Source organism: Nocardia spumae (assembly GCF_020733635.1).
Taxonomy (GTDB): domain Bacteria; phylum Actinomycetota; class Actinomycetes; order Mycobacteriales; family Mycobacteriaceae; genus Nocardia; species Nocardia spumae.
The window spans coordinates 2,517,712-2,530,393 of sequence record NZ_JAJFZL010000001.1; the positions used below are offsets into that span (position 1 = coordinate 2,517,712).

13 protein-coding genes are annotated in these 12,682 nt (G+C 68.7%); 7 read left to right on the plus strand and 6 right to left on the minus strand.

All coding sequences use genetic code 11. From position 1 onward, the window contains the following. Positions 1-92: 92 nt before the first annotated feature. The 3 genes from LKD76_RS10930 (at position 93) to truB (ending at position 2,740) form a co-directional block, all read left to right on the plus strand. Positions 93-1,052: a metallophosphoesterase family protein gene (locus LKD76_RS10930; RefSeq protein WP_227980914.1), complete on the plus strand. Its 960-nt coding sequence runs from the start codon at positions 93-95 to the stop codon at positions 1,050-1,052. Positions 1,053-1,178: 126 nt separating this feature from the next. Next, positions 1,179-1,817 (plus strand): 4'-phosphopantetheinyl transferase Npt, encoded by a 639-nt coding sequence (npt, locus tag LKD76_RS10935; protein WP_308188519.1) that lies wholly within the window; start codon positions 1,179-1,181, stop codon positions 1,815-1,817. Then, a complete protein-coding gene (gene truB / locus LKD76_RS10940) occupies positions 1,817-2,740 on the plus strand; it encodes a tRNA pseudouridine(55) synthase TruB (protein ID WP_227980915.1) in 924 nt (307 codons plus the stop codon). Before npt ends, truB begins: the two co-directional genes overlap by 1 nt. A gap of 20 nt (positions 2,741-2,760) precedes the next feature. Here the strand turns inward: truB and LKD76_RS10945 are convergent, their stop codons facing one another. Genes LKD76_RS10945 through LKD76_RS10955 form a run of 3 tightly spaced genes read right to left on the minus strand, consistent with a single transcriptional unit; the run spans position 2,761 to position 4,911 of the window. Further along, positions 2,761-3,435: a GntR family transcriptional regulator gene (locus LKD76_RS10945; protein ID WP_227980916.1), complete on the minus strand. Its 675-nt coding sequence runs from the start codon at positions 3,433-3,435 to the stop codon at positions 2,761-2,763. Beyond that, positions 3,422-4,192: a maleate cis-trans isomerase family protein gene (locus LKD76_RS10950; RefSeq protein WP_227980917.1), complete on the minus strand. Its 771-nt coding sequence runs from the start codon at positions 4,190-4,192 to the stop codon at positions 3,422-3,424. The genes LKD76_RS10945 and LKD76_RS10950 overlap by 14 nt, the downstream gene beginning before the upstream one ends. Beyond that, entirely contained in the window at positions 4,171-4,911 is a 741-nt protein-coding gene (locus LKD76_RS10955; protein ID WP_227980918.1) for a maleate cis-trans isomerase family protein, read from the minus strand. Before LKD76_RS10955 ends, LKD76_RS10950 begins: the two co-directional genes overlap by 22 nt. 86 nt (positions 4,912-4,997) lie before the next feature. Here LKD76_RS10955 and LKD76_RS10960 point away from each other — a divergent pair, with 86 nt between their 5' ends. Together LKD76_RS10960 and LKD76_RS10965 are read left to right on the plus strand one after the other, a co-directional pair. Next, the gene (locus LKD76_RS10960; RefSeq protein ID WP_227980919.1) at positions 4,998-5,963 is read left to right on the plus strand and encodes a D-2-hydroxyacid dehydrogenase; all 966 of its coding nucleotides are present in this window, start codon (positions 4,998-5,000) and stop codon (positions 5,961-5,963) included. Between the two features lie 11 nt (positions 5,964-5,974). Continuing rightward, the gene (locus tag LKD76_RS10965) at positions 5,975-7,366 is read left to right on the plus strand and encodes an amidase (RefSeq protein WP_227980920.1); all 1,392 of its coding nucleotides are present in this window, start codon (positions 5,975-5,977) and stop codon (positions 7,364-7,366) included. Between the two features lie 48 nt (positions 7,367-7,414). On the opposite strand, the gene LKD76_RS10970 is transcribed toward LKD76_RS10965, so the two are convergent. Then, the gene (locus tag LKD76_RS10970; RefSeq protein ID WP_227980921.1) at positions 7,415-7,915 is read right to left on the minus strand and encodes a DUF3830 family protein; all 501 of its coding nucleotides are present in this window, start codon (positions 7,913-7,915) and stop codon (positions 7,415-7,417) included. Between the two features lie 34 nt (positions 7,916-7,949). Beyond that, a complete protein-coding gene (locus tag LKD76_RS10975) occupies positions 7,950-9,191 on the minus strand; it encodes an aspartate aminotransferase family protein (RefSeq protein WP_227980922.1) in 1,242 nt (413 codons plus the stop codon). Between the two features lie 204 nt (positions 9,192-9,395). On the opposite strand from LKD76_RS10975, the gene LKD76_RS10980 reads away from it, so the two are divergent. Together LKD76_RS10980 and LKD76_RS10985 are read left to right on the plus strand one after the other, a co-directional pair. Then, positions 9,396-10,871 (plus strand): NAD-dependent succinate-semialdehyde dehydrogenase, encoded by a 1,476-nt coding sequence (locus LKD76_RS10980; protein WP_227980923.1) that lies wholly within the window; start codon positions 9,396-9,398, stop codon positions 10,869-10,871. Beyond that, entirely contained in the window at positions 10,871-11,932 is a 1,062-nt protein-coding gene (locus tag LKD76_RS10985) for a tartrate dehydrogenase (RefSeq protein WP_227980924.1), read from the plus strand. The genes LKD76_RS10980 and LKD76_RS10985 overlap by 1 nt, the downstream gene beginning before the upstream one ends. Before the next feature lie 21 nt (positions 11,933-11,953). On the opposite strand, the gene LKD76_RS10990 is transcribed toward LKD76_RS10985, so the two are convergent. Next, complete coding sequence (locus LKD76_RS10990) at positions 11,954-12,616, minus strand: metal-dependent transcriptional regulator (protein WP_227985201.1); 663 nt, start codon at positions 12,614-12,616, stop codon at positions 11,954-11,956. Between the last annotated feature and the right edge of the window lie 66 nt (positions 12,617-12,682).

The following is a 12,682-nucleotide window of genomic DNA, read 5'->3' on the forward strand; positions in this document are numbered from 1 at the left end:
TCGCGGTGCCGATCGGGTGCGGGTGTCGTGCGAATGACGGCGGTGGCCGGGGCGGGTGTGCCCACCCGGCGAGGATCGGGCATGGTGGAACAGTGATTCCGAAGTTGATGGCGGTGAGCGATATCCATGTCGGTCATCAGGGGAACAAGCCGGTCGTCGAGCAGATCCGGGCCGATTCGCCCGAGGACTGGCTGATCCTCGCCGGCGACGTGGGGGAGAAGACCGACGACATCCGGTGGGCGCTGCGCACCCTGCGCGAACGCTTCGCGAAGGTGATCTGGGTGCCGGGGAATCACGAGCTGTGGACCACGGCCAAGGACCCGGTGCAGATCAAGGGCGCCGCGCGCTACGACTATCTGGTGGCCATGTGCCGTGACCTCGATGTCGTCACGCCGGAGGATCCGTTCCCGGTCTGGGAGGGGGCGGGCGCGCAGCAGTACGGAGGCGCGGTGACCATCGCGCCGCTGTTCGTGCTCTACGACTATTCGTGGATGCCCGACGGCGCCGTCACCAAGGCCGACGCGCTGACCATCGCCCGCGATCGCAATGTGGTCGCCACCGATGAATTCCTGCTGGCCAGCGATCCGTACCTGACTCGCGATGCCTGGTGCCGGGCCCGGGTGCAGTACAGCAAGCGGCGTCTGGACGCGCTGGATCCCGGCACCGCGGTGGTGATGGTCAACCATTTCCCGACGGTGCGTGAGCCCACCAGAATGCTGTTCTATCCGGAGTTCTCGCTGTGGTGCGGTACCGAGGAGACCGCCGATTGGCATACCCGCTACAACGTGGTCTGCTCGGTGTACGGCCATCTGCACATTCCGCGTACGACCTTCTACGACGAGGTGCGGTTCGAGGAGGTCTCGCTCGGATATCCGCGCGAATGGCAGCGGCGCGGGCTGCCCGACAAACTGCTGCGCCAGATTCTGCCCGCGCCCGAGTACGGACCCGACGATCTGAACGAGTGGGGCGGCCACTTCAAGATCACCCCCGAGATGCGGGCCGCCGCCGAGGAGATGCGGCGCCAGGCCGAGCGTCGCCGTGGTGTGCGCTGACGGTGCACCCGGTCACCGAGGTGTCCGGCGCCCGCTAGGCTCGTAGCGCAGACAGGCTGGACTCAGGAGGCGGTCATCGAGGAACAGGCGGGCACCCGCGTCATCGGCAGTATCCTGCCCGCGGGCGTGGCGGCGGCGGAGCTGTTGCGGTATCCGGAGGACCTGAAACCGCATCCCGGCGAGGAACATCTGATCGCGCAATCGGTGGAGAAGCGGCGCCGCGATTTCATCGGCGCCCGGCACTGTGCCCGGCTGGCGCTGGCCGAGCTCGGTGAGCCGCCGGTCGCGATCGGCAAGGGCGAGCGGGGAATGCCGCTGTTCCCGCGCGGTGTGGTGGGCAGCCTCACCCATTGCGACGGATACCGCGCGGCGGTGCTGGCGCACCGCCTGCGCTGGCGGTCGGTGGGCATCGATGCCGAACCACACGACACCCTGCCCGAGGGCGTTCTCGAATCGGTGAGCCTGCCCGCCGAACGGGAGTGGCTACGGGGAGCGATCCCGGCGACCGGACTGCATATGGACCGGCTGCTGTTCTGCGCCAAGGAGGCCACCTACAAGGCGTGGTTCCCGCTGACGCTGCGCTGGCTCGGCTTCGAGGATGCCCACATCACCTTCACCGTCGACGACAGCGGTACCGCCGGCACCTTCCACAGCGCGCTGCTGGTGCCCGGGCAGGCCAATGACGGTGGTGCGCCGCTGACCGCCTTCGACGGCCGGTGGACGATCGCCGAGGGGCTGATCCTGACCGCGATCGTGGCGGGCTGATGGCCGAGCACGCGGCGGTCGTCGACGCGTTGGGCGGGCTGCTCGTCATCGACAAGGACGGCGGGCAGACCAGCCACGATGTGGTCGCGAAATGCCGGAAGATCCTGCGTACCAGGAAGATCGGGCATGCCGGCACCCTGGACCCGATGGCCACCGGGGTACTGGTGCTCGGCGTCGAACGGGCCACCAAACTGCTCGGGCTGCTGAGTCTGACGACCAAGGCGTACGCGGCGACCATCCGGCTCGGTCAGGCCACCGTCACCGACGATGCCGAGGGCGAGGTTCTGGCCACGCTCTCCGCGGCACAGGTCACCGATGCCGATATCGCCTCCGCGGTAGCCGATCTCAGCGGAGAGATCGAGCAGGTGCCCTCGACGGTCAGTGCGATCAAGGTGAACGGGGAACGCGCCTATGCCCGCGCGCGGGCCGGCGAGGATGTGCAACTGGCGGCGCGGCCGGTGACCGTCGGCCGGTTCGACATTCTGCGTCGCCGCGATGTCGACACCGCCACAACCGTATTCGTCGATCTGGACGTCGAGGTCGAATGCTCGTCGGGCACCTACATCCGGGCCCTGGCTCGCGATCTCGGTGCCGCGCTGGGTGTCGGCGGCCACCTGACCGCGTTGCGGCGCACCCGCGTCGGTCCGTTCACCCTCGAGCACGCCCGCACGCTGGAACAGCTCGCCGCGGATCCGAGTCTGAACCTCGATATCGATTCCGCTGTGCGCCTGGCGTTCCCACACCGGGAGATCGACGCCGGGCAGGCGGAATCGCTACGCGACGGCCGCTGGCTCGACCCGGCCGGTATCCGCGGGGTGTACGCGGCCGCGACCGCCGACGGCCGGGCCATCGCCCTGCTGGAGGAAAAGGGGAAGCGGGCCGCACCGGTATTCGTGGTGCGTCCCCGCGGGCTCATCGACTGAGCCGGGAATCGGTGGCGGGCCTACCCGTTGGCGCCGCGCATCTCCTCGCGGAGACGTTCGACGGCGTCGCGCATGTGCCCGAGCAGTAGTTCGCGCACATCCTGTGGCAGGCCGGTGGCGACGGCCTCGCGCAGCGCGACATGTTCGCGGGCCTGCTCGGCGAGGTCGGTGTAGGTGGTCTGCAACGCGCCCAGGCACATTCGCGTCTCGATGAGCAGGGTCTGGGCCGCGCGGACCAGGCGTGGACTGTCGGCGCTGGTGACCAGAGCCTGATGGAAGGCGTGGTCGGCCTCGGTGACACCGGTGGCGTCCCCGCGTTCGGCGCAGGCCCGCATCGCCGTGACGCTGGGTTCCAGGGCTTGATAGGCGATTTCGCGCCGGCCGTCGAGAATCAGCTCCAGGGCGCCGCCCTCGATCGCGGAGCGGGCGCGGTAGATGTCGACCACGTCGTCGAGGCTGAGTTCGATCACGAAGATGCCGCGATGACGCACGCTGTGCAGCAGCCCCTCCGAGACCAGGCGCTGCATCGCCTCCCGAACCGGTCCGCGGGAGACGTCGAACTGGGTCGCGAGGTCGGCCTCCACCAGCTGAGTTCCCGGCGCCAGCGTGCCGCGCACGATGGCCGCGCGCAGTCGGTCGGCGATCATTTCCGCCGTGGACTGCCGATTCACGGGTTCGAATTCAATCACCGACATGAATCGGCCTTTCCGAGAAGAGCGTTCCGAGCCGCGGTCCGGACGGCGGCGAGACGGCGCGCAGGCCGGCCGATCGCATACCTTGCCAGACGGTGACCTGGTTCGCGGTGAGCACCGGCTTGCCGAGCGCCGATTCCAGCGCCGGAAGCACCCTCATCGTATGCATGGCGGTGTCGGGGATCAGCAGCGCCTCGGCATCGGGGTGATCGTTGGCCACCGCAAGCTCCAGCACCTGATTGTGCGTCAGGGTGCCCACTTCGGCGGCGGTGTCGATACCGGCGCTCGACATCGACACCACCCGGATGTCGGCGGCGGCGAGGAAGTCCACGAACAGGGTCGCGACCTCGTCGGGATAGCTGGCGCAGACCGCGACGGTGCGGACGCCCAGGGCCGCCGCGGCGTCGACGAAGGCGAAGCTGGTGCTCGAGGCCGGGACCCCGCACACCTCGGCGAGCCGGTCGACCTGCTCGCGCGCGCCCTGCGGGCCGTAGACGAAACTGCCCGAGGTACAGGCCCAGATCACGGCCTGTGGGCGGTAGGGCGCGAGCAGTTCGGCCCCCTGGCGCAACTTCTCCGGGCTGCCCAGATCGAGCAGTTCGGGCACCGCGTGCAGATCGGTGCCGTAGATGTGGGCGACCCGCAGGTCGACGCCGAGTTGTGTTGCCGTCCAGGGGTAGTCGTCCTCGGCGGCATGGTCGGGGTAGATGAAGCCGATGGTGGGTTCCACAATGCCTCCTAGAAGACGTTCTGCAGCCATTTGCCGGGGCCCATCATGGGCAACTTCATGCGTCCCAGACAGGCCCACATGGTCAGTTGGTTGGCGGTCAGCACCGGTTTACCGAGGTACTGCTCGAGCGGTTCGATGAGGTCGTAAGTGGGCAGATTGGTACAGCTGACGAAGATTGCCTCGGCGCCGGGGTCGTCGGCGGCGATGATGCGCTCGGCGATCGTGCGGTAGCTGACCTTCCAGATTCCGCCGCCGAGGCCCAGGTGGTCCGAACGCAGCACCTCGCACCCGGCTTCACGCAGGAATTCGTGCAGTTTCCCGGTGAGGATCTCGTCATACGGGGTGATGACCGACAGCCGCGACAGGTTCAGCTTGCCGATCGCCTCGACCAGAGCGCCCGAGGTCGTCACCGCGTCGAGCGCACCGGCCCGGCGGATGGTCTCGCACAGTGACCGTTCGTAGGCCAGCCCCTTGATGAAACTGCCGGAGCTGCACAGGTAGGCGACCACCTCCGGCTCCACGTGTGCGACGTTGCGGGTGGCCGCGGTGAGATGTATTGCGTCGGAGACCAGTTCGGCCATCTCCAACGAGACGGGCACCGGTTCGTACGGTGTGCGGGCCAGATGCAGGCTCACCTCCAGCGGCGCCCAGCGCCATAGTTCCCGTTCGAGTGCCAGATCGAACGGTGCGATGATCCCGATGCCCCGTTGCGCGACGGGACCTTCCAACTCGGGAAAATTCAGATCCACGAGGGCCCCTCTCGCGTAACGGCCGAATATCCTCCGCGCACAATCGGATTGTTGACAAGCATACGATGGGTTTTTAGCCTGTCAATATGAACGCGGGCCCAGTTGTCACCGTCCTGCACGACGGCACCGAGCCCGACGCGCATCGAATGCGCCCGGTGTCGGAGCACGCTACCGTCCGTTACGCCGACGGGCCGGTACTGGGAAGTGCGTTGCCCGGTACCGACGTGCTGTTCGTCTACGACTTCCAGAGCACGGCCGTCCCGGCCGCGTGGCAGCACGCCGATCGGCTGCGCTGGGTGCACGTCGGAGCCACGGGCGTCGACGCCGTGATGTTCGACGCGCTGATCGACAGCGATGTGGTGGTCACCAATACTCGCGGCCTGTTCGACCGGCCCATCGCCGAGTACGTCCTGGCCCAGATCCTCAACTTCGCCAAGGATGTGCCCGAATCGTTGCGGCTGCAACAGCGTCATATCTGGCGGCATCGCGAATCCGAGCGGATCGCGGGCGCCTGTGCCCTGGTGGTCGGCACCGGTTCGATCGGCCGCACCATCGCCCGGTTGCTGCGTGCGGTCGGTATGCGAGTGCGCGGCGTGGGACGCACCGCGCGCACCGACGATCCGGACTTCGGGACGGTGGCGACCGATCTGCACGCCGAACTGCCCGCCGCGGACTACGTGATCTGTGTGACGCCGCTGACTCCGCAGACCCGGCACATGTTCGATGCGAGCGCGTTCGCGGCGATGAAGCCGCATGCGCGTTTCGTCAACGTCGGCCGTGGGGAATCCGTGGTTACCGATGATCTCGTCGCCGCGTTGCGCAACGGTGCGCTCGCGGGTGCCGCGCTGGATGTGGTCGACCCGGAACCGCTGCCCGCCGCGCACCCGCTGTGGGAACTGCCGAATGTCGTGCTCACCCCGCACAACAGCGGCGATTTCCTCGGCTGGCGATCGGAGATCGTCACCGCGTTCGCAGACAACTTCGAGCGCTGGATGACCGGTCAGCCCTTAGAGAATGTGGTCGACAAGAAGCTGGGCTACGTACCCAGCTGAAGGGAGCTACGATGGCCCACCCGGAAACAGGGACCGACCCCGCGGCGATGACCGCGGCGGAGTTGGCCGCCGCCTATTCGGCCGGGGCTTTGTCTCCTGTCGAGGCCACCAAGGCGGCGCTGGACGCGATCGCCGCGCGCGACGAGACCCTCAACGCGTTCTGTCTCGTCGATCCGGAGCGGGCCCTGATACAGGCCAAGGAATCCGAGGCGCGCTGGCACAACGGACATGCGCAGGGCCTGCTCGACGGCGTCCCGATCTCGATCAAGGACATCTTCCTGACCGAGGGCTGGCCGACGCTGCGCGGCTCGACCTCGATCCGGCCCGATGTGCCGTGGCCGGTCGACAGCCCGGCCGCGGCCCGGCTGCGCGAGGACGGCCTGGTCTTCCTCGGTAAGACCACCACGCCGGAGCTGGCGTGGAAGGCGACCACCGACAGCGCGCTGACGGGAATCACCCGCAACCCGGTCGACCCGGCCAAGACCTCGGGCGGGTCCTCCGGCGGTTCGGCCGTCGCGGTGGCGGCCGGGATGGGACCGGTCTCGATCGGCACCGACGGTGGCGGCAGCGTGCGGATTCCGGCGTCGTTCTGCGGGGTGGTCGGGTTCAAGCCCACCCACGGTCGTATTCCGCTGTATCCGGCCAGCCCGTTCGGCCCGCTGGCGCACGGTGGGCCCTTCGCCCGGACCGTCGAGGATGTGGCGCTGCTGATGGACATCCTGTCGCTGCCCGATCCGCGTGACCCCACCGCGGGCGCGCCGCCGCTGGCCACCTTCCGCGGTGAACTGCAGCGGGAAGTGCGCGGGGCGACGGTCGGGTACTCGGCGACGCTCGGCTTCGCCGAGGTCGATCCGGAGGTGGCGGCCGTGGTCGGGGCGGCGGTGCGGCGGCTCGACGAAGCGGGACTGCGGGTGGTCGAGGCCGATCCCGGATTCGCCGATCCACGCGCGGCGTTCGAACAGATGTGGGCAGCGGGCGCGGCGGCGATGCTGGCGACCTTTCCCCCCGGGACGCGGGAGCGTGTCGATCCCGGACTCGGTGCGGTGTGGGACCGCGGCCGCACCCTCAGCGCGGTGGACTACATCGACGCCCGCGCCGTGGCCGCCGAAGTGGGAATCGCCATGGGCGCCTTCCACACCGCGCACGATGTGCTGATCACCCCCACCGTGCCGATCACCGCCTTCGAGGCGGGACACGATGTGCCGCCGGGCAGCGCGCTCGAGAGCTGGCCGCAGTGGACGCCGTTCACCTATCCCTTCAACCTCACCCAGCAGCCCGCGATCAGTATCCCGGCCGGGGTGACGGCCGCGGGGATGCCGGTGGGCCTGCAGATCGTCGGGCCCCGGCACTCCGACGATTTCGTGCTCGCCGTGGCACGCTTCGCCGAATTGGTACTGGCGTGAACACGCCTGCGGCCCGGACCTTCCCGGTCCGGGCCGCAGGCGCGCGCGTCAGTCGGAAGCTCTGGTGAAGGCGAGGGTTTCGCCCTCCACCCCACGCAGCCACAGTGCGTTGCAGGCCGCCCCGAGTTCGGGCAGTCCGGACTCGATGGTGGCGAACACATTGCCCGGCACCCAGCCCATATCACCGTTGATCAGCAGATTGTTGCGGTCGTAGAACAGTGCGAGGTCGGTCGCCCCCTGGGCGTCGTGCGCGGCCGAGCCGGGCTCGTACCCGTAGGCGGGGTTGCCGATCTCCCACGGCTCGAAGTCGAACAGGCACACATCGCCCGGAATGGGGGTGACAGTGGGATTCTCGCGATGTGGCGCCGCGGTGATGCGCGGCACCAGGGTGTACACCTCGTTGCGGGCGTATTTGGCGTGGAAGGCGTCGCCCTCCTGCGGCAGGGCGTCCCAGACCGCCGCGCAGGTGTGTGGCGCCAGCTCGTCGAGCAATCGCGCGCGCACACTGACGCCCGCCTTGGTCAAGGTGATGGTGAGGTATCGGGCCATCGAGATCTCCTGTTCGGATCGCGGTCGGTCGCGGTTACAGCTCGTCGAGGACCCGTGCCCAGATGGCCAGGGCCTCCTCGATCTGCTCGGAGGTCACGATCAGCGGTGGGATCATGCGCACCACATTGCTGTATGCGCCGCAGGTCAGCAGCAGCAGGCCGTGCTCGGCGGCCAGCCGCTGTGCCGCGGCCGCGGTGGCGGTATCGGGTTCGCCCGTCGCGGTGGTGAATTCGCTGCCGACGAGCAGTCCGAGGCCGCGCACATCGCCGACCGCCTTGGTGGCGCCGGCCCGGACCCCGGCCAGCAGTTGTTCGCCGCGAGCGGCGGCATTGTCGACCAGTCCCTCGGATTCGATGACATCGATGGTCGCCACCGCGGCCGCGCACGCGACCGCGTTCCCGCCGTAGGTCCCGCCCTGGGATCCCGGCCATGCCTTCGCCATCAGCTCGCGCGGGGCCGCGATACCGGACAGCGGGAAGCCGCTGGCCAGACCCTTCGCGATCGTGATGATGTCCGGTCGCACGTCGAAATGCTGGTGGCCGAAGAACTTTCCGGTGCGGCCGAATCCGGTCTGGATCTCGTCGAGGACCAGCAGAATGCCGTGCCGGTCCGCCCGCTCCCGCAGCCCCTGGAAGAACCGGGTGTTGCCGGGGATGTAGCCGCCCTCGCCCAGCACCGGCTCGACGATGAACGCGGCCGTTTCGTTCGGTGCGGTGAGGGTCGTGAGCACGTAGTCGAGTTCGCGCAGCGCGAAGTCGGTGGCCTGTTCCTCCGACCAGCCGTACCGGTAGGCGGTGGGGAACGGCGCGACGTGGACGCCACTCATCAGCGGGCTGAAGCCGGCCGAGAATCGGGTGCCGGAGGTGGTCATGGTGGCGGTGGCGACGGTGCGGCCGTGGAACCCGCCGTGGAACACCACGACATTGGGCCGGCCGGTGGCCTGGCGGGACAGGCGCAGCGCCGCTTCCACGGCCTCGCTGCCGGAGTTGGCGAAGAACAGCGAGTCCAGATGGGACGGCAGCACATCGGCGAGGCGTTCGGTCAGGCGCAGCAGCGGGCGATGCATCACGGTCGTGTACTGGCCGTGGATCAGGCTGCCGATCTGTTCGCGCGCGGCCTCGACCACGCGGGGGTGGCAGTGTCCGGTGCTGGTGACGCCGATTCCGGCGGTGAAATCCAGATAGCGGCGACCGTCGGTGTCGTACAGGTAGCAGCCTTCGCCATGGTCGACAGTGACCGGTGTGGCCTGCTTGAGAACGGGGGAAAGTGCAGTCATGGTGATCCGCCTCCCGGGCGACGGGGAAATCCGGACGGTCCCGGATTCTTATTGTCGGATTGTTGACAATACGTATAACATGGCGGCGACGGTGACGGCAATGACAGCGCTGGAAATGGGTAGAGAGCGACGATGGCCGGCTATCGCGCGGCCGGTCATCGTCGCGACCGGGTGCGGGTGTCCCGCAGAACAGAGGAGCAAGCGATGACGCAAACCGTTGCGGAGGCGGACGCGGCCACGCGGGCGGCGATCGACAGTGTGCCGACAGGATTGTTCATCGGCGGACAGTGGTGCGATACCGCGGCCCGGACGCCGGTCGTCGACCCCGCGACCGGGCAGGCACTGTGCACCGTCGCCGACGCCGGCCCGCAGGACGGACTGGACGCGCTCGCCGCCGCCGCGGCCGCGCAGGCCGACTGGGCGGCCACTCCCGCCCGCACTCGTTCGGAGATCCTGCAGCGCGCCCACCGGGCACTGCTCGACGACACCGAGCGGCTGGCCCGCATCGCCACCGCCGAAATGGGTAAACCGCTGGCCGAGGCGCGCGGTGAGATCGCCTACGCCGCGGAGTTCTTCCGCTGGTTCGCCGAGGAAGCGGTCCGCGTCGACGGCGGGTACATGCCGGCGCCCACGGGCGGTTCCCGGTTCCTGGTGACCCGCCAGCCGGTCGGCCCGAGTCTGCTGATCACCCCGTGGAACTTCCCGATGGCGATGGCCACCCGCAAGATCGGGCCCGCCCTGGCCGCGGGCTGCACCAGTGTCGTCAAACCCGCCGAACAGACGCCGCTGTGCACCCTCGCGCTGGCCGAGATCCTCAGTGCCGCAGGTGTTCCCGACGGTGTGGTCAATGTGGTCACCACCTCGGATCCGGCCGCGGTCACCGGTGCGATGATCGCCGACAGCCGGTCTCGCAAATTGTCCTTCACCGGATCGACCGCGGTCGGGAAGCTGCTGCTGGAGCAGTGTGCGAAGACGGTCATGCGGACATCGATGGAACTGGGCGGCAACGCGCCGCTGATCGTCTTCGACGACGCCGACCTGGACGCGGCGATCGAGGGCGCGCTGGCGGCGAAGATGCGCAATATCGGGCAGGCCTGCACGGCCGCGAATCGCATCCTCGTGCAGCGCCCGGTCGCCGCGGAATTCGCCCGCCGGCTGGCCGAGCGAATGGCGGCACTGCCGATGGGGCGTGGCACCGACGACGGGGTCGTGGTCGGGCCGCTGATCGACGCCGCCGCCGTGACGAAGGTTTCGGAACTGGTCGACGATGCCCGCCGGCGCGGCGCCACGGTGGTACTGGGCGGGACCGCGGTGGACGGGCCCGGATACTTCTATCCCGCCACCGTGCTCACCGATGTGCCCGACGATGCCGAGATGTTCGCCACCGAGATCTTCGGTCCGGTGGCCGGGCTGACGGTGTTCGATACCGAGGAGGAGGCGATCACCCGCGCCAACGACACCCCCTACGGCCTGGTCTCCTACGTGTTCACCGAGAATCTGCGGCGCGGGCTGCGGGTGAGCGAGGCGCTCGACACCGGAATGGTCGGGCTCAATCAGGGAGTGGTGTCGAATCCGGCCGCGCCGTTCGGCGGGGTCAAGGAGTCCGGCCTCGGCCGCGAGGGCGGCTTCGGCGGCATCGACGAGTTCCTGGAGACCAAGTACATCGGGGTGGCACTGTGATGCCGGTGTTCCGAATTGCCACCATTCCCGGAGACGGTATCGGCGTCGATGTGACGATCGAGGCCGTCAAGGTCCTCGACGCGGTGCTGCCCGGTATCGAGTGGACCGAATTCGACTGGTCCTGTGAGCAGTATCTGCGCACCGGTGCCATGATGCCCGCCGACGGCCCCGAACAGCTCGCCGGATTCGACGCGATCCTGCTCGGCGCGGTGGGCTTTCCCGGTGTGGCCGACCACATTTCGCTGTGGGGGCTGCTGATCCCGCTGCGGCGCGCATTCGGCCAGTACGTGAATCTGCGGCCGGTGCGGTTGCTGCCGGGGACCGAATCGGCGCTGCGCGGACGCGGCGCCGAAGATCTCGACATCCTGATCGTCCGGGAGAATTCCGAGGGCGAATACTCCGCGATCGGCGGTACGCACAATCCGGGCCGTTCCGACGAATTCGTGGTCCAGGAGTCGATATTCACCCGGACCGGATGTGAGCGCATCATCCGTTACGCGTTCGAGCAGGCGCGCCGGCGCGATCGGAAACTGTGCTCGGCCACCAAATCCAACGGCCTCATCCACTCGATGCCCTACTGGGACAGCGTCTTCGAGCGCATCGCCGCCGACTATCCCGATGTGCAGACGCGGCAGATGCACGTCGACGCGCTGGCCGCGGAGATCGTGCTGCATCCGGATCGGCTCGACGTGATCGTGGGGTCGAACCTGTTCGGCGACATCCTCTCCGATCTGGCCGCCGCGGTGACCGGCGGGCTGGGGCTCGCGCCGTCGGGCAATATCAATCCGGCCCGGGACGCGCCCTCGATGTTCGAGGCCGTCCACGGCAGTGCGCCGGATATCGCGGGCCAGGGCATCGCCGATCCGGTGGCGCAGATCCTCGCCGGTGCCATGATGCTCGAGCAGCTGGGCGAATCCGCGGCCGCGGCGGCGGTCGATCGCGCGGTCTGCGATGTGCTCGCCGAGGGTGCGGTGCGCACTCCCGATCTGGGCGGGACCGCGACCACGACGCAGCTGGGCACCGCGATCGCCGAGCGGGCGGCGGCGCTGGTCGCGCACTGAGGTCCGGCCGGGGCGATCGGATCAGGAGGTCAGCCAGATCGCCTCGGCCGCAGGGCTACCCAGATCGATGGTGTGCTCGCCGATCCGCACCGCGATCGTTCCGGCGAAATCGCGCCGCTCGATCACGGTGATCACCGTGTCCAGGGCGATGCCGACCGAATCGAAGTAGCGCAGCATCGCCGGATCGAAGTCCGAGATGCGCGCCACCCGGCCGGACTGACCGGCCTGGAAATCGCTGAGCTGATGTGCGGGTGGTGTGGGGACCGCGCCGTCGACCGACGGGATCGGGTCGCCGTGCGGATCGCGGTCGGGGTGGCCGAGCTTGGCGTCGATGCGGGCCACCAGGGTCTCCGAGACGGCGTGCTCGAGCACCTCGGCCTCGTCGTGCACCTCGTCCCAGCCGTAGCCGAGTTCGTTGACCAGGAATGTCTCGATCAGCCGGTGCCGGCGCACCATGGTGACCGCGGCCCGGCGGCCGTTCTCGGTCAGGGTGATCGCCCCGTAGCGGGCGTGTTCGACCAATCCCTGATCGGCGAGTTTGCGTACCGCCTCCGACACCGTCGAGGCCGATACCCCGATCCGTTCGGCGAGCAGTTTGGTCGAGACCTTCTCCTGTGACCATTCCTGAGCGCTCCAGATCACCTTCAGGTAATCCTGAGCGACCGAGGACAGCGACGGCGCCACGCTCCCGGCCTGCTCGCTCGCGCCCGAATCGGGAGACGCTTGTGACGCAGCGGAATCTGCCAGCTC

Excerpts from the sequence above, each read along its gene's own strand:
- truB (WP_227980915.1), top strand. The coding sequence starts at position 1,817 with ATGGCCGAGCACGCGGCGGTCGTCGACGCGTTGGGCGGGCTGCTCGTC.
- LKD76_RS10945 (WP_227980916.1), bottom strand. The coding sequence starts at position 3,435 with ATGTCGGTGATTGAATTCGAACCCGTGAATCGGCAGTCCACGGCGGAA.
- LKD76_RS10950 (WP_227980917.1), bottom strand. The coding sequence starts at position 4,192 with ATGGCTGCAGAACGTCTTCTAGGAGGCATTGTGGAACCCACCATCGGC.
- LKD76_RS10960 (WP_227980919.1), top strand. The coding sequence starts at position 4,998 with ATGAACGCGGGCCCAGTTGTCACCGTCCTGCACGACGGCACCGAGCCC.
- LKD76_RS10965 (WP_227980920.1), top strand. The coding sequence starts at position 5,975 with ATGGCCCACCCGGAAACAGGGACCGACCCCGCGGCGATGACCGCGGCG.
- LKD76_RS10970 (WP_227980921.1), bottom strand. The coding sequence starts at position 7,915 with ATGGCCCGATACCTCACCATCACCTTGACCAAGGCGGGCGTCAGTGTG.
- LKD76_RS10975 (WP_227980922.1), bottom strand. The coding sequence starts at position 9,191 with ATGACTGCACTTTCCCCCGTTCTCAAGCAGGCCACACCGGTCACTGTC.
- LKD76_RS10980 (WP_227980923.1), top strand. The coding sequence starts at position 9,396 with ATGACGCAAACCGTTGCGGAGGCGGACGCGGCCACGCGGGCGGCGATC.
- LKD76_RS10985 (WP_227980924.1), top strand. The coding sequence starts at position 10,871 with ATGCCGGTGTTCCGAATTGCCACCATTCCCGGAGACGGTATCGGCGTC.